Here is a 16,075-nt window from a genome sequence, read left to right on the forward strand (position 1 = left end):
CGCCACCTGGCCGGCACTGCCGCAGGATCAGGTCCGGTCAGGGGCTTTTCGGCGGCGTTGCGCACGATGTCGTCTGCGTGCGTGGCGATCCACCGCGTGAGCGGCAGCATGTGCCACTGATCCCGTCGACGGCCTTGCGTAGTTCTCCCAGCGCTGGGTGGAGCGGGCCAGTGCGAGGAGGACCAGTACCCCCACCGGCTGGTGACGTGATCGAGGACGGTACGCGTGGCGCGGTCGCGGCGGACGGCGGCGGGCCACGGCGGGCGTGAACTGAGGCGGGCATCCCACTCTCTTCGTCGGGTGAGCCGCGACAGAAGGTCGTCGATGCGCTTGGCGAAAGCCAGCTGTGAGCGCGGAACGGCGGTGGTGTGTGCGGCCAGCAGTGTGCAGACACGTGAATTCCCTTGCGGCAGAGCGAAACGTGCTTTCGAAGCGCTTCGATGTCTGTCAGGGCACCAGGAGTGCATCAAGAGATCGACAACTTCCCGTCAAGAAGAGAACGCGAAGAACAACCTCCAGCACCGCGGAGAAATCTTTGAGGCGGCCCTTGTGCGCCCATGAGCGTTCACTTAATCTCACAGCAGCGTCGAAGCGCTTCGACAAAATGCTTCGACAGTGATGGGATGTCCGGTTTCAGCTCAGCTGGTTCAAGTCACGTCACCGCAGCCGACGGCCCACCGCCGGATGTCCGGGTGCGCCATGAAGGGGTGACGCAATGGCACCGAACGTCGCCTCCGCATCCTCAGGACCGGCAGAAAAGGGCATGCTCACCGGCGCGATCAAGGGCTGACGCCCTTGCCCCGGTCCGCGGCGTAGAGCCGTCGCCCCTGAGGGCGTCACCTTCCCCTTTGTCCCGCGCAAGAGGAGGAAAGTCATGCACGCATTGCACAACAGCAGAAGAGCTGTACTCGCCTGGACCGCTGCCACCGCCGCGGTCGCGACCCTGCCGGTCCTGCAGGGACGTGCGCAGGCGGCCGGTAGCGGCGCCGAGACTGCGGCCCCCGTCTACCGCTGGCGCAACGCCGTCCAGGGCGGCACGGGATTCGTCACCGGTGTCCTCTTCCACCCTTCCTGCCGCGGCCTCGCCTACGCTCGCACGGACATCGGTGGCGCCTACCGCTGGGACGACCGGACCGACCGCTGGATCCCGCTGACCGATCACCTCGGCTGGGACGACTGGAACCTGCTGGGCGTCGAGGCCGTGGCCGTCGACCCGGCCCACCCGAACCGGCTGTACCTCGCCCTCGGCGCGTACACGCAGTCGTGGGCCGGCGACGGGGCCGTGCTGCGGTCCGAGGATCGCGGTGCCACCTGGAAGCGCACCGACCTCACCGTGAAGCTGGGCGGCAACGAGGACGGGCGGGGTGCGGGGGAGCGGTTGCTCGTCGATCCGCGGGACAGCGACACGCTGTGGCTGGGAACCCGGCACGACGGGCTGCTCAAGTCGATCGACCGGGGCGCCAGTTGGCAGGCCGTGGGCTTCCCGGCCACACCGGGCGCCAGCGGCCAGGGCGTCACGCTCCTGGCCGCCGGGGGCCGTACGGTCTACGCCGGCTGGGGCGACTCGGACGGCACCGCCGGCAATCCCAACCTGTACCGCACCTCCGACGGCGCGACCTGGGAGGCCGTCCCCGGGCAGCCCACCGGCACCGCGGCCAAGGTGCCGATCCGCGCCGCGTACGACAGGCACACACGCGAGCTGTACGTGACGTACGCCAACGCGCCCGGCCCCAACGGGCAGTCCGACGGCAGCGTGCACAAGCTGCGCACCAGCAGCGGGAAGTGGAGCGAGGTCACCCCGGTGAAGCCGGGCGGCACGACGGCCGGCGGCTCCGCGGACTCCTTCGGCTACGGCGGTGTCGCCGTCGACGCCCGCCGCCCCGGCACGGTGGTCGTCTCCACGAACAACCGCTGGGCCGAGATCGACACCGTCTTCCGCTCCACGAACGGCGGCCGCACCTGGACGTCCCTGAAGGACACGGCCGTCCTCGACGTCTCCGAGACCCCCTACCTCAAGTGGGGCGGGAGCAACCCCAAGTTCGGCTGGTGGATCCAGGCCCTCGCTCTCGACCCGTACGACTCGCAGCACGTCGTGTACGGCACCGGCGCGACCCTCTACGGCACCCGCGACCTCAAGCACTGGGCCCCGCAGATCCGCGGTGTGGAGGAGGCGTCCGTCCGCCTGCTGGTCTCGCCGCCGACCGGTGAGGCGCACCTGCTCAGCGGGTCCGGGGACATCGGTGTGATGTACCACGAGCGGCTCACGGCGTCGCCGTCGCGCGGCATGGCGTCGAACCCGGTGTTCGGCACCTCCACCGGCCTGTCGCTGGCCGCGGCCAAGCCGTCGTACGTGGTCCGGGCGGGCTGGGGCAACGACGGCAACGGCGCCTACTCGAACGACGGCGGCAGGACGTGGGCCCCCTTCGGGGCGCAGCCCGCCATCGCCAAGGACGCGCCGGGGCCGATCGCCACCAACGCCGACGGCAGCGTGCTGCTGTGGTCCTTCGGCACGGCGAACCCCGGGTACCGCTCGGCCGACAACGGCGCCACCTGGTCCGAGGTCGCCTCCTTCCCGAAGGGTGCCGCTCCGATCGCGGATCCCGTCGACCCGACCCGCTCCTACGCCTTCGACACCACCACCGGGACGCTGTTCGCCAGCACCGACAGCGGCCGGACCTTCACCGCGCGGGCCACCGGCCTGAGCACGGGCGACAGCGAGTTCCAGCTGACGGCTGCTCCGGGCCGCACCGGCGACCTCTGGCTCAGCCTCAAGGGGAACGGCCTCTACCGCTCGACCGACGCAGGCGCGACCTTCGCCAAGGTCAGCAGCTGCCACGCCGCACACACCCTGGGCTTCGGCAAGGCCGCCAGGGGTGCTTCCTACCCGGCGATCTACATGGTCGGTGCCGTCGAGAGCTTCACCGCCGTCCACCGCTCCGACGACCAGGCGAAGACCTGGACGCGGATCAACGACGACCAGCATCAGTGGGGCTGGACCGGAGCGGCCATCACCGGTGACCCGCGCGTGTACGGCCGGGTCTACGTCTCCACCAACGGACGCGGAGTGCAGTACGGGGAGCCCGCCTGATACCCGGCCTGGCAGAAGCCCGAACTGCGGCCAGGTGCACGGGAGTTTCGCTGGTCGGGCAGGCCCCCGGAGTGGATGCGGGCAGGCGGCATCGGCGTGGTTCTCGCCACCCCACCTCGATCGCCCCGCCCTGGATGGGCCGGCTGCACGTGTTCGGAGAGCCGGATGCCGAGAGGGGCGCCGTCACGCATCACACCCCGGTACGGCCGGACGGCGATCAGCTCCGTTGATTGAGCAATCACTCGCAGAACAGAGGAAACTGCATGAAAAAGTCCCGGATTCTCCCCCTGGTCACGCTTGTCGCTGTCGCGCTCGGGGGGACGGCGGCAGGTGTGGCCCCGGCCTCCGCCGCCTCCAACACGCCTTTGCGGATCATGCCGTTGGGCGACTCGATAACCTGGGGCGTGGGAAGCAGTACGGGCAACGGCTACCGCGCGCCGTTGTGGAACCGGCTCGCGGCGGACGGCCATCCGCTGGACTTCGTGGGTACGGTGCGGAACGGTTCGATGTCCGATCCGGACAACGAAGGCCACTCCGGGTACCGCATCGACCAGATCGCCGCGCTCGCCGACGCCTCGCTGACCCGCTACCGGCCCAACGTCGTGACGCTGCACATCGGTACCAACGACCTCCAAGGAGCCTCCGAGGTCGACAGCGCCATAGCCCGGCTGAGGTCCCTGGTCGGCCACATCACCGCCGACGTCCCCGACGCCACCGTCCTCGTCGCCTCCCTGGTCGTGTCCACCAGCAGCTCGGAGGAGCGGTTCCGGGGCACGTACAACGAGGCCACCCGGCAGATCGTCAGCGACGCGCAGGCCGCGGGCAAACGCGTCGCGTTCGTCGACATGAGCAGTCTGACCACGGCCGACCTGGCCGACCCCCTGCATCCCGACGACTCGGGCTACCAGAAGATGGCCGACGCCTTCCACCGCGGTGTCCAATCCGCGGACAGCGCCGGGTGGCTGAAGAACCCCGCCCCCGCGCCCGCCCGCGTGCAGTCCGGCGTGGCCGGCAAGTGCATGGACGTCAACGGTGCCAACAGCACCGACGGGACCGCCGTCCAGACGTGGAGCTGCGGCGACGGCGCCAACCAGTACTGGTCCGCCTACACCGACGGCACCCTGCGCTCCCTGGGCAAGTGCCTCGACGCCGCCGGCGGGGCCACCGCCAACGGCACCGAGCTGCAGCTCTGGGCCTGCCACGGCGGTGCCAACCAGGTCTGGCAGCCCTACAACGGCGGATACCGCAACCCCGCCTCCGGCCGCTGCCTCGATGTTCCGGGCTCCTCCACGGCCGACGGCACACAGCTCGTGCTGTGGGACTGCAACGGCGGCTCCAACCAGAAGTGGACCACTCTGACCACCGGATGAACCCCGAGCCCGGGATCTGAGCCCTCTCCGGGCTCAGATCCCAGGAGGACACCGGTGCCGGTCCCGCCGGGGACGGCACCGGCTGCGGTCGGCTCGTACAAGGCAGACAGCGAGGATAAGCATCGCACGACTGAGCGCAGAGTCGATCTCGGCGCACCTGACCAGGTGGGCGCCGACTCTCTTCCAGGCGCAGTCGGCCCGGGGACCTCGACGGTCAAGGCGGTGTTGAGCGGAACGTCTCGGGGCCGTTCACGACGTGGGGCCATCCGAGTTGCTCCCCGGCGGTTCGCCATGAGTGTCGTTCCGCTTCGGGCCCACCGTCCGGAGGCAGGCAGCGGGGTCCGGGGACCCCGGCTGCGTGCCCGCCGGGGCGGTGTGTCAGACCATGGCGAGCCGGTCCACCAGCAACTCCACCCTGCGCTCGGTGTCCTCCGGCGGGAGCCGTCGCGCCCGGGTCAGGGTGGCCAGTCCGTGCAGGGCCGCCCAGAACACCTCGGTGAACAGTCCCGGGTGGACGCCGTCCCCGGCGACCTCGCCGAGGCTTTCCAGCAGGGCGGCGAAGGCGTCCTTCAGAGGCTCGGGGGTGTCCTCGTTCGCGAAGGCCAGGCCGCCGTCGAGCTGGAACAGGGCGTCGTAGACCGCCGGGTTGCGCGCGGCGAAGTCGAGGTAGGTGCGGGCGAGGGCGGTGACCCGGGTGCGGGGGCCGTCTGCGGCGGAGGTCGCGGCCCGCAGCGCCGCGGCCATCTCGGTGGCGCCTTCGAGGGCGACGGCGCCGATGATCTCGCGTTTGCCGCGGAAGTGGCTGTAGAGGACGGGCTGGCTGTATTCGATGCGCTCGGCGAGCCGGCGGGTGGTGACCGCGTCCCAGCCCTGCTGCTCGGCGAGTTCGCGGGCTGTCGCCACGATGAGGCGTTCGCGCTCCGCCCGTTCGCGCTGCTTGCGTTCCTGTACCGACATGACCCGATCCTAGCATCGCTAGACAATCAAGCGGCGGCAGCGCTAGCGTTGCTTCATCGGCTAGCGCCACTAGTTTTCAAGAGGGGTCACATGCTCAACGCACTCGAGGTGTTCACCACCGTGGTCGTCGGCGTGATGGTGGGCGTGGAGTTCTCCGTCGCCTTCGTCATCAACCCGATCCTCAACGCCCTCCCGGAGGACAGCGGCCAACTCGGCCGCGCCCACGGGGGCCGGATGCTCGGCGCCGTGATGCCGGTCTGGTACATCACCTCGCTCGTCCTCGTCGCGGTCTGGGCCATCGCCGGACGGCACCACCACGGCACCGGCCTCGTCGTCACCGCCGGCGCACTGCTGCTCCTCAGCGTGATCACGTCGATCCTGCTGCTCGTCCCGATCAACAACCGGGGCAGGACGTGGACCCCCGACAACCGGCCCGAGGACTGGAAGCAGCAGATGAACCGCTGGGACCGCTACCACTATGTCCGCGTCGCCGTCATCATCGCCGCCTTCGCCTGCCTGGCGGCCGCCCTCGCCTGAGCCCGCGGGCCGACACCGCGCCGGTGGCGCACGATCCCCACTCCCCGGGCGGCAGCGCGCCACCGAAATCCGGACATCCGGAATGCTTGATGCCACGCCTGCGCAGGTGGGCGGGGTTGCCGCAGGACGAGTACGCCTTGTCGATCGGCCGGTACGGCTCGATGAACTCCCACTCCACATCGGTCAGCCGCGCACGCGTCACGCAGGACGACCTACCGGATCGAAGATCAGCACGAGGGGAGGACCCACTCATTGATCACGACCCGGTACGCGCCCCAGGCATCGCGCCGGGACTTCGGGGAGACGGCCTCACCGACCCTGACGGTGACGCGGCCTACGTCTCGGGCCAGGTCCCGCAGCCATGGCGGGGCCGCCGGCCATGGTGGCTGCGGCCCCGCTCGGGTGTGCGGGTCAGGACGGGTCGCCGTACTGGAGGCCGCGTCCGTTGGTGCCGACGTAGACGCGGCCGTATGTGTCGGGGTCGCCGGTGATGACGCCGACGGCGCCGATGGCGCCCCACTGGTGAGCCTTGTCGTTGACGCGGAGCCAGGTGGCACCCTTGTCGGTGGAGCGGAAGACGCCGGTGACGTCGTTGACGGTGCCGATCAGGTACAGGGCCTGGTAGCTGGTGCCCGGCTCGGGCTTGCCGAAGCCGAGGGCGGAGGCGGACTGCACCGACCTGAGCGTGGTGAAGGTCCGGCCGCCGTCGGTGGAGTGCAGCAGCCCTTTGGTGCTGCTGGCGATCCACAGGTCTCCGGCGATGCCGGGGACTGCCTTGAGCCGGCCGTCGGGCAGGTTGCCGGCGCGGGCGGTGAAGGTCGCGCCGCCGTCGGTGCTGGCGTAGAGCGTGCCGCCGGACAGCGAGTAGAAGGTCTTGGCCGAGGAGCGGTCGGCGACGACCGCCGTGTCGGCTCCCAGGCCGCTGGCCTTCGACCAGCTTGCCCCCTTGTCGGTCGAGCGGTACGGGACCTGACCGGCCTGGGTCCAGACGATGGTGGAGCCGTCCGCCGCGAGCGCGACATGCCCGTCCTGGGCACCGGCCACCGGCTCTGCCTCGAAGCCGTTCCAGCTGAGGCCGCCGTCGGTGGAGTAGGCACCGTCCTGCTTGCCGCCACGGCCGACGCGGACCATCATCGAGGGCTTGGACTGGGCGAAGTCGATGTCGGTGCTGTTGGTCATCATCGGGTTCGTCAGCCGCCCGGAGGGCACCTTGGTCAGGGAGTCGTGACGGAAGCCGCCCTGGTCGCCCATGGCGGTGATGACGGTGGCGCCGCCGGGAGGGGCGATAGCGTCCATCAGCGCGGTCTCCTCCAGCCCTCGGGCGCCCATGCTCCAGTGGCTGGTGCCGCCGCTGTCGGATGCGTCCGCGTCCTTGCTGCGCAGGATGCCGTTGCCGGTGCCGTACAGCACATGCCCGGAGTTGAAGGGATCGATGGCCAGGGCGGTCATCCAGTGCCCGGTGCGGGTGCCGACGTAAGGAGCGGCGGAGGCGTTGCGCACGGACTTGCCGGCAAGTGCCTTCCAGGTCGTGCCGCCGTCGGTGCTGCGGTAGATCTCGTCCTCAGGCCACCAGCGGCCGAGAGTGGTGACCATCACCGTGGAGGGCTTGCGCGGGTCGACGGCCAGACCGGAGAACCCGTAGCTGCCCTGGGACGGGGAGACGTTCTTCCACGCCCCGCGGTCCGGCGTGTACTTCCACACCGAGCCCGCCGTCACGCCGTTGGGTCCGAGGTTGTTGGTGTAGGTCAGGTACAGCGAGCCGTCACCGGAGAGCACGCCGTGCTGCGGCAGCTGGCCGGCGGGCTGCCCGGAGACGGCCTGCCAGCTGCCGCCGCCGTCGGTGGAGCGGTACAGGGAGGTGGACCTGTCGGCGACGCCGACGTAGATCGTCTTGCTGCCGGCCGGGCCGTACGTCACGAAGGAGATGCCGGCGCCGCTGCTCGCCCCGTCCTTGACGGGGAACGAGGAGACCTGCCGCCACGTCACGCCGTGGTCGTCACTGCGCCACAGGCCGTTCTTGCGGGTCCCCAGCAGGAGGGTGCCGTTGTCGGCGGGGTTGATCGCGAGCCGTTCGCCCGCGCCGCGGCCGTCCTCGTTGGCGCCCACCTTGAAGGGCAGATCGGTGCGCTTGAAGGTGCGGCCCCGGTCGGTGGAGCGCAGGATCGCGCCGTTGCCCGCCCACTCGTTGGTGTAGGTGCCCGCCCCGAGGTAGAGCCGCTCGGGGTCGACGGGGTCGGTGGCCACCGAGTCGATGCCCAGCAGGTTCCAGTCCTTCTCGCCGATCCAGTCGGTCAGCGGGATCCACTGCTCGGCCCCGGTGTCCCAGCGGTACGCGCCGCCCATGTCGGTGCGCGCGTACAGCAGGCTCTTCTCGCGCGGGTTGAACACCAGCCCGGTGACGTAACCGCCGCCCACCACCTGGGCGTTCTTCCACACATACGGTTGGGCCGCAGCCGTGGTCCGCCCGCCGCCGGCCCCGGCCGCCCGGGTCTCGCCCACCTTCACCAGCTTCCACTGCTGGTCGGTGGTGCCCCGGCTCGGATACTGCACGACCGCCGCACCCTGAGCCGAGGAGCCCCCGGAGACGTCCAGGACCAGGCCGCTCCTGCGGGAGGTGAAGGTGACGGCCCCGGAACCGCTCACGTTGCTGATTCGCCACTCCTGCGAGGTGGCGGAACTGTCGGTCTGCTGCTCGGCGGTAGCCCCCTGCGCGGGGGAGTTGCCTGCTATGCCCAGCACTTTGCCGCTGTTGCGGTTCACCAGCTCGTAGTAGCCGTCCCCGGTGGGCTTCAGCTTCCACTGCTGGTTGGCGGCGTTCTGGTCGGTCCACTGCTGGATGCGGGTGCCGTCGGCGGTGGAGAAGCTGTTGACATCCAGCACCTTGCCGCTGCGCACGGAAACCAGCCGGTAGTAGGCATCGCCGTCGACTGTCGCGGCCTGCGAGTCCTCCTGCGCGAACAGCAGATACGGCACGAGAACGGCGGGCACGCCGAGCAGCAGACCGGTCGCGGTCCAGCCGCGGCGGTGACGCCCGCGGCGCCCGCCGTTCGTGGGGTTGTTCATGGGGAGGCGTTCTCCTTGCAAACTGTTCGACAGTGGACAGCAGGATCCCGGCCCCGGAAACGGCCGGATCCGCTTCCTTGTCGTCACAGGTTCCGGACAGGTTGCCGCGAGCCGGAACTTTTTCCCATCTCCTCGTGGCGCGGTAGGCGCTGATCAGCGTCTGGGTGGTGCTGTTACGGGAGTTGGCGGTGTGCTCCTCCTGGCCCACGCCGCCTCCTTCGACCAGCCGGCTGGAGGAAGGCTCTCGCCCCTGATCCGGTGCCGGAACCGCGCCCGAGCGGCCCTGATCCGGTGCCGGAACCGCGCCCGAGCGGCCCCGGACCGGTGCCGGAACCGCGCCCGAGCGGCCCCGGACCGGTAGCCGTGGATCACCTTGTGGGTGACCTCCGGGAATCTGGCCGGCCGAGGAGCCGGCTCCCACGCAGTGCGCGCAGGTCAGCGCTGAAGGGTGAGCAGGCCCGGCCGGTACGGCAGTCGCTGGTAGGGGGTTTCTCTTGGGATGTCGGGGTCGTAGCCCTGGTAGAGGAACTGCAGGTTGCAGGGGTCGATGGTCATGGTCTGGTCGGGGTTGTTGCGGACCAGGTCGCCGTGGCTGATGTCGTCGGTCCAGGTGGCACCGCTGTTGGCCTTGCCCGCGAAGGGGCTGCTCTCGCTGCCGGCCTGCAGGGTCCACGGACCGTTCAGGCTGGAGGCGGTGAACGAGCGGAAGTAGCGGCCGCCCGCGCCCTTTGCCTCAACGATCATGAGGTACTGGTTCTGGCCCTGGACCTTGTAGACCTCCGGCGCCTCGAACAGCTTGTCCTCCGTGTCGCTCATGACCGTCGTGTACGACGAGCCGAAGCTGCTCGGGAAGTTCCCGATCGGCATGGTCGACTTGAAGATGCCGCCCTTGTCATTGGCGAAGAACAGGTACATGTTCTGGTCGTCGGCGATCACGGTCGGGTCGATCGGGCCGCCTGTGGGGAGGCTGCCGGTGAACAGCTGCTGCGGCGCGGACCAGCCGTTGGGGTTGGTGGGGTCGCTGGACGTGCGGTAGGTGAAGGGCCAGGCGGTGCCCCACCCGTTCGAGACCAGCACCCATATCTTCTTGGGCGCGAAGTAGAAGAGTTGGGGCGCCACCGCGGACCCGCTGATCCCGGTCTGGCCGGCCGAGGCCATGTCCGACCAGTTCGTGAAGGGCCGGAACGTCATCGCGCCCCACGACGATCCGTCGGAGGTGGTCGCATAGACCAGGTGCTGGCCGTTGTACGTCACGGTGGTGAAGTCCTTGAGCGCCACCCAGCCGTTCGCCGGCTGCGCCAGCGGACCGGTCGACGTCCACCGGTATGTCGACTGAAGAGAACACGAGTTGGGCGTTCCGGACAGGCCGGTCCATTTCTGGTTGATGCCGCCGTTGCAGTTCCAGAGCTGCACCGCCGTGCCGTTGGCCGTAGCGCCGCCGCTGACGTCCAGACACAGCCCGGACCCCACGGCGACGATCGTGCCGTCGGCGTTCACCCGCCACTGCTGGTTCGTACCGCCGTTGCAGGACCAGATCACCGGCCGGGTACCGGCCGTGGTCGCGTGTCCCGGGACATCCAGGCACTTGTTGCCGTACACGGTCAGCTGGTTGCCGTCCGTCAGTGTCCACTGCTGGTTGGTCCCGCCGTGGCAGTCCCAGATCTGCAGGTTCGTGCCGTCGGTCTGGGCGGCACCCGGTACATCGAGACACCGGTCGGAACCGGCGCCGCGCACGGCGCCGGTGGTGGCCGCCTGAGCCGGGTCGGCGACGAGCGTCGCCGCCGACGCGACCAGGGCCGCGAGCACCACGGACAGATGTCTGCGGCTGAAACGTAGTCTGCGCAATGCGGGCCTCTTTCGTTGGGTGAGCGCTCCGGTTCGGCCCCGTCAGAGGCTGTCCGGACTGTCGATGTGCTGCGCCTCGACCTCCTTTGTTCTCGATATCGAACGAGGGTCGAGGAGTCGAGCGCGGTGGAGGAGGGAGACCGATCAGGGTGTACTTCCTCGGCGGCCTAGTTCCTCACGATGCGCCACCGGTTGTCGGCAGTGCCGTCGTCCGAGTCCTGGACTGCGAAGGCACCTACGGCGGTGGAGTTGTTCGCGATGGCGAGCAACTTGCCGCTGTTCTCGTTGCGGATCTTGTAGGTTCCGTCTCCCTGGTCGAGCAGCGTCCATCGGTGGTCGGCGGTGCCGTTGTCCGACCACTGCAGGACGGTCGCGCCGTCTGCCGTCGACATGTTCAAGACGCCGAGCACCTTGCCGCTGTGGGCGTTGCGGAAGCGGACCGCGTTTCCGTCGGCGATCATGTGCCAGTCGTGGTCGGCGGTGCCCGAGTCGTTCCAGTGCAGAGCGCGGCCACCGTCGGCCGTGGACATGTCCTCGATGCCCAGCACGAGACCGCTGCCCGCGTTGGCGAGCCGGACGGTGCCGCTGGTGTTCCAGTAGACGGTGTAGTTGTGGCCGTGCGCGTCGTGGAACGGGCCCAGGTTGACGGTGGAGCCGTCGGCGGTCGCGGTGAAGGCGAGCGAACTGCTGCTGGTCCGTGTGATCGAGGACGTGTTCAGCGACGGGAGGGAACTGAGTTCGGAGTCACCGTAGTTGCCGGACAGGACCACCGGGCCGTAGGTGATCGCGGTGACGTTCGGGTTGTCGTTGGCCGCTCGCATGATGACCCGCATGGGCAGACGGACGGTGACCGTGTCGCCGGAGGTCCAGGAGCGGGTCAGGGTGGCGTAGCTGCCGGGGGTGGTGGTGATGTTCTGCCGCGTGCCGTTGACGCTGATCGCGGCCCCGGCGGTCCAGCTCGGGATGCGGATGCGCATCGCCCACGTGCCGCCGACGTTGCCGGTGACCTGCAGGGTCGTGGTGTCGCTGACGGGGTACGACGTGGTCTGGGCGACCGTGATTCCGCGCTCCGACCAGTTGAGCACCGAGGGCACGAACAGGTTCACGATCAGCGTGTTGTCACGGCGGAAGTAGATGGAGTCCATCAGCCTGGTGTGCATCTCCAAGCCTGTGCCCTGGCAGCACCAGAAGGTGCCGTAGTCGGTGCTCCAGGTGCCGCCGCCCCACGCCGGCCCCACACCGCGGCGGCCGCCCGGATCGAGGGGGGTGAAGTAGGTGACGTGGCCGTGGTCGTCGGCCGGGTTCTGCTGGCCGATCATCTGGTTGAGCCACGCCTGCTCGTAGTAGTCGGACAGCGCTACCCGGTCCGGGTCCAGCGTGAACAGCTCCCGGGTGAGACTGAGCATGTTGAAGGTGTTGCAGCTTTCGCACGTGTCCTTGTCCAGGTAGCCGGCGATGGCGTTCGGGGCGCGGAAGTGCTCCGCCTGGCTGTTGCCGCCGATGGCGTAGGTGTGCGCGTTGACGGTGAAGTTCCAGGCGTTGGTGGCGATGTCCCGGTAGCGGGTCGTGCCGGTGGCCTTGTATTCCCGGGCGGCCCCGATCCACTTGGGCACCTGGGTGTTGGCGTGCAGTCCGCTGAGCTGGTCCTGGCCGGACGCCAGGGGGTCGAACACCGCGGCGTGGTCGAACCGCTGGGCGACGGTGAGCCACCGCGCGTCGCCTGTCTGCTGGTAGAGGTCGGTCAGCACGCTGTTCATGCCGCCGAACTCGGTCTGCAGCATGGTCTGCATCTGCTGGCCGCTCAGCCTGCCGGTGCGCCAGTCGACCCATCCGGCCAGGGCGAGCAGCACGTCACGGGCCTGTGTGCTGCCGATGTGGCGCCATACGTCCAGCAGGCCGGTGAGGGTCTTGTGGATGGTGTAGTACGGCACATTGCCGTTGCTCAGGGTCCGCTGTTCGAGAGCGGTGAAGTCGGACTCGGGGTAGCCGGAGAGGTACCCGGCGTTGAAACCGGCGGCGCTGTTGTTGGCCTGGCACTTGGCCAACTCAGCGACCATGTGGGTTGCCCTGTCCCGGCAGGCGGTGTCCCCCGTCACGGCGTACAGCTGTGCCCAGGCGCTGAGGAAGTGCCCTTGGACGTGGGTGCGGAAGGGGAAGTTCGGTGCGTCCCAGCCACCGGTGGCGGCGGCGCCGTTGGTGGAGAGCCGGTGGTTGGCGCGGAAGTTGTACAGCAGCCGGTCGACATCGACGAACCGCAGATAGTTCCGCGTGCGGTCCTGGTTGTCCAGCCACCGGCTTGCGGTGAGCCGGACCTGGCCGAGTTCGAAGGGGTACGCCAAGACCCCTATGTCGGCCCTTGCGGGAGGAACGGCCGCCTGCGCGGGAGATGTGCCCATGAAGGATTCCGTGGCGGATGCGGCGACCGTGGCCCCGGCTACTTGTAACAGGCGCCGTCTGCTGACGAAGGAAGACATCTTGCACCTTTCGATGACGAGCGGGTGATTGCTTGGTCGTTGACACCCGGCGAGACTTCCGCCTCCACCCCTCAGGGTCCTTGCCGAGGTCGCGGTGGAGGGTCCATCGCTGGTTCGGTTTTCCCACGCGGAGCACCGCCTGGATCTCGAGGACGTCGAAGTCCGGTGCCGGGGCGGTGGGGTGGGGGAAGGGGGCGCGCCTGGAAATGCGCGGTTCGGGGCATGGGGGGTGGCTTCCTTCCGGAGGCGGGACCGCTCTCGCACCGCGAATGTCCGATATTCCGAACGCGGGTCGATTTGCCGGACGGGTCGGCGCCGAACGTAAAGGGTTTCCCGTACGGAAGTCAACGTGTGTGACAGCGCGGCTTCTTCGATATCCGGGCGGTGTGAAATGCGCCGAACGGTACCCGCCGGAAACATTGACGGAACCACGGCCCAAACCTATCTTCTGCTCGAACTTCCGCACATTGTTCGATGCATCGAACAATCGCGTCCCTCGTCACGGCGATCGGTCCAGCGGACTGGCCGACCCCGGAGGAAGAGCTGAACAGAGCCGTAAGAGAGCCGCTCGCGCTGCTGGGCCCGCTGCTGCTGGTGCCGGGTGGCGCGTCTTTGAGGGCACCGCCTCCGCCGCCCCGCCGGCCGGGCAGGCCACGCGGTACGCGATGACCGCGTTCACCAACAGCGGTGAGTCGAACCTGTATGTGTACGACTCGCCGGACGCCACCGGGTTCACCCTGCAGAAAGGCCCCGCCCACACCCCTCCGTCCGCGCTGATCCGGGACCCCAGCGGCGGGTTTGCGATCGTCGGATGGCGGGGCGACCATTTTGTCAGGGCGCCACGGGCAGGGCATTGCCGCCGACCCCGTCGTTCGTGCATCGCGCCCTCCGGCTCTCCATGCCGGCAGGCGACGAGCGCCACCGTGCAAGCCAGCGGGGCATCGGGGCAGCGGACGATAGCGAGCCCCCGTCGGTGGACCCGGCCGGGTCCACCGGGTGGCACCACAGCCGAATCGCCCGACAAGAGGGTCGAGACATCCCACGACTTCATGAGCGCGCCGGTGGACGCCTGGGGCGTGAGGCGGAGCGGAAGGAGCCTGCCCATGCGGATCGTCGTGGACCTGAATCGGTGCCAGGGATACGCGCAATGTGTGTATCTCGCCCACGAGGTCTTCAGGTTGACCGGTCAGGAGGCGCTCACCTATGAGCCGAACCCTGATGACGAGGGGCGCTTGCGGGTCGAGCGGGCCGCTGCGGCCTGCCCGGTCCAGGCGATCGTGATCGATCGCCTGGACGGCGCGGAGGGGAGCGCGACGCCATGACCTTGCCGGCGACCGTCGCCGAGCTGGTGCGAGAGTTCAGGGCCAGCGGCCGGATTGTCATCGTCGGTGCCTCCCTGGCCGGGCTGCGGGCCGCGGAAGCCCTGCGTGAGGAGGGCTTCACCGGTCCGCTCACCATCATCGGGGACGAACCGTACGAGCCCTACGACCGTCCCCCGCTGTCCAAGCAGGTGCTCAAAGGCTGGGTACCGGCTGACCACACCGAGCTGCCCCGCATGCGAGAAGTGGACGCGGACTGGCGGCTGGGGGTGGCCGCCGTCGGGCTGGACCGGGTCACCAAGCAGGTGCGCCTGGCCGACGGTGCGCAGGTGCCGTACGACCGGTTGCTGATCGCCACGGGCACTCGCGCGCGGCAGTGGCCGGACCCGACCGAGGCCGCTCTGCACGGGGTCCACACGATCCGCTCGCGTGACGATGCCGCACAGCTGCAGAAGGCGCTGGCCGAGCCGCCGTCGCGGGTCCTGATCATCGGTGCCGGGTTCATCGGTTCGGAGGTGGCCTCGGTCTGCCGGGAACTCGACATCCCGGTGACCGTCGTCGAGCGGGGTTCCGCACCGCTGGTCGGCGCGCTCGGAGGGGTGATCGGGGAGATCGCCGCGCAGATGCAGCGCGATCACGGCGTGGACCTGCGCTGCGGGCTGGGCGTGTCGTCACTGGAGGGCGATCCCGGCGGACACGTGCGGCGTGCGCACCTGTCGGACGGAACCGCCGTCGACGCCGATGTGGTGGTGGCCTCTCTGGGGTCGATCCGCAACGTGGAATGGCTGGAGGGCTCGGGGCTGGCGGCCGGTTTCTGGGGCGTCGGGTGCGACGCCGGCGGCCGCGCCTTCGACATCAACGGCGTGGTCACCGACAGCATCTTCGTGGCGGGGGACGTGGCACGTGCGCCACATGTGCTGTACGAGTACCAGTTCCTCGCGATGGAGCACTGGGACAACGCTGTTCTCGGTGCCGAGGTCGCGGCCCACAACATGGTGAACCTGGAGCCCCACTATCGCCCGCACCTGCTGCTTCCCGGCTTCTGGTCCGGTCAGTTCGGCGTCAACATCAAGTCCGTCGGCGTGCCGCCCTTCGGTGACGAGATCGTCTTCACACAGGGATCGGTCACGGATCGCCATTTCGCCGCCGCCTACGGTCATCGGGGCCGGATCGTCGCCGCCGTCACCTTCGACCACGGCAAGTGGCTGGAGTACTACGGCAAGTTGATCGAGCGATCCGCTCCGTTCCCGCCTCCGCCACCGGGCTGGGACCAACCGACCGACATGAAGCCGATGCCGGCCGAGTTCCCGGAACGTGGCGCTCCCGGAGCGGTCCCCGACGTGGTCCTGACCGGCCATGCTCCGAGCGAGCGGACGGCCGAGTTCCGGGCTCGGCGTCACTGAGGTGCCCGCCGGGTCGAAC

At 69.3% G+C, this 16,075-nt stretch carries 9 protein-coding genes; 5 read left to right on the forward strand and 4 right to left on the reverse strand.

Annotated features, from left to right (window positions below; genetic code table 11):
- Nucleotides 1–874 precede the first annotated feature (874 nt).
- Both ACGFT1_RS05890 and ACGFT1_RS05895 read left to right on the forward strand, forming a co-directional pair.
- Nucleotides 875–3,088, forward strand: a complete 2,214-nt coding sequence (locus tag ACGFT1_RS05890; RefSeq protein ID WP_373907795.1) for a WD40/YVTN/BNR-like repeat-containing protein — start codon at nucleotides 875–877, stop codon at nucleotides 3,086–3,088.
- 263 nt (nucleotides 3,089–3,351) lie between these two features.
- Nucleotides 3,352–4,458: a ricin-type beta-trefoil lectin domain protein gene (locus ACGFT1_RS05895; RefSeq protein WP_373907796.1), complete on the forward strand. Its 1,107-nt coding sequence runs from the start codon at nucleotides 3,352–3,354 to the stop codon at nucleotides 4,456–4,458.
- Nucleotides 4,459–4,836: 378 nt separating this feature from the next.
- Here ACGFT1_RS05895 and ACGFT1_RS05900 read toward each other — a convergent pair whose 3' ends face one another.
- On the reverse strand, nucleotides 4,837–5,415 hold the full coding sequence (locus ACGFT1_RS05900; RefSeq protein WP_373907797.1) for a TetR/AcrR family transcriptional regulator: 579 nt from the start codon (nucleotides 5,413–5,415) through the stop codon (nucleotides 4,837–4,839).
- A 90-nt stretch (nucleotides 5,416–5,505) separates the two neighbouring features.
- On the opposite strand from ACGFT1_RS05900, the gene ACGFT1_RS05905 reads away from it, so the two are divergent.
- Nucleotides 5,506–5,952 (forward strand): anthrone oxygenase family protein, encoded by a 447-nt coding sequence (locus ACGFT1_RS05905; protein ID WP_373907798.1) that lies wholly within the window; start codon nucleotides 5,506–5,508, stop codon nucleotides 5,950–5,952.
- 411 nt (nucleotides 5,953–6,363) lie between these two features.
- Here ACGFT1_RS05905 and ACGFT1_RS05910 read toward each other — a convergent pair whose 3' ends face one another.
- The 3 genes from ACGFT1_RS05910 to ACGFT1_RS05920 form a co-directional block, all read right to left on the reverse strand.
- Nucleotides 6,364–9,015, reverse strand: coding sequence for an RICIN domain-containing protein (locus ACGFT1_RS05910; protein ID WP_373907799.1), 2,652 nt, complete (start codon nucleotides 9,013–9,015; stop codon nucleotides 6,364–6,366).
- 435 nt (nucleotides 9,016–9,450) lie between these two features.
- The gene (locus ACGFT1_RS05915) at nucleotides 9,451–10,860 is read right to left on the reverse strand and encodes a non-reducing end alpha-L-arabinofuranosidase family hydrolase (RefSeq protein ID WP_373907800.1); all 1,410 of its coding nucleotides are present in this window, start codon (nucleotides 10,858–10,860) and stop codon (nucleotides 9,451–9,453) included.
- A gap of 167 nt (nucleotides 10,861–11,027) precedes the next feature.
- The gene (locus ACGFT1_RS05920; protein ID WP_373907801.1) at nucleotides 11,028–13,334 is read right to left on the reverse strand and encodes a beta-L-arabinofuranosidase domain-containing protein; all 2,307 of its coding nucleotides are present in this window, start codon (nucleotides 13,332–13,334) and stop codon (nucleotides 11,028–11,030) included.
- Nucleotides 13,335–14,437: 1,103 nt separating this feature from the next.
- On the opposite strand from ACGFT1_RS05920, the gene ACGFT1_RS05925 reads away from it, so the two are divergent.
- Entirely contained in the window at nucleotides 14,438–14,656 is a 219-nt protein-coding gene (locus tag ACGFT1_RS05925; RefSeq protein WP_373907802.1) for a ferredoxin, read from the forward strand.
- Nucleotides 14,653–16,056, forward strand: a complete 1,404-nt coding sequence (locus ACGFT1_RS05930) for an NAD(P)/FAD-dependent oxidoreductase (protein ID WP_373907803.1) — start codon at nucleotides 14,653–14,655, stop codon at nucleotides 16,054–16,056. Before ACGFT1_RS05925 ends, ACGFT1_RS05930 begins: the two co-directional genes overlap by 4 nt.
- Nucleotides 16,057–16,075: the final 19 nt, after the last annotated feature.

The organism is Streptomyces sp. Y20 (assembly GCF_043195475.1).
GTDB lineage: Bacteria > Actinomycetota > Actinomycetes > Streptomycetales > Streptomycetaceae > Streptomyces.

Excerpts from the sequence above, each read along its gene's own strand:
- ACGFT1_RS05900 (WP_373907797.1), bottom strand. The coding sequence starts at position 5,415 with ATGTCGGTACAGGAACGCAAGCAGCGCGAACGGGCGGAGCGCGAACGC.
- ACGFT1_RS05910 (WP_373907799.1), bottom strand. The coding sequence starts at position 9,015 with ATGAACAACCCCACGAACGGCGGGCGCCGCGGGCGTCACCGCCGCGGC.
- ACGFT1_RS05895 (WP_373907796.1), top strand. The coding sequence starts at position 3,352 with ATGAAAAAGTCCCGGATTCTCCCCCTGGTCACGCTTGTCGCTGTCGCG.
- ACGFT1_RS05925 (WP_373907802.1), top strand. The coding sequence starts at position 14,438 with ATGCGGATCGTCGTGGACCTGAATCGGTGCCAGGGATACGCGCAATGT.
- ACGFT1_RS05920 (WP_373907801.1), bottom strand. The coding sequence starts at position 13,334 with ATGTCTTCCTTCGTCAGCAGACGGCGCCTGTTACAAGTAGCCGGGGCC.
- ACGFT1_RS05890 (WP_373907795.1), top strand. The coding sequence starts at position 875 with ATGCACGCATTGCACAACAGCAGAAGAGCTGTACTCGCCTGGACCGCT.
- ACGFT1_RS05930 (WP_373907803.1), top strand. The coding sequence starts at position 14,653 with ATGACCTTGCCGGCGACCGTCGCCGAGCTGGTGCGAGAGTTCAGGGCC.
- ACGFT1_RS05905 (WP_373907798.1), top strand. The coding sequence starts at position 5,506 with ATGCTCAACGCACTCGAGGTGTTCACCACCGTGGTCGTCGGCGTGATG.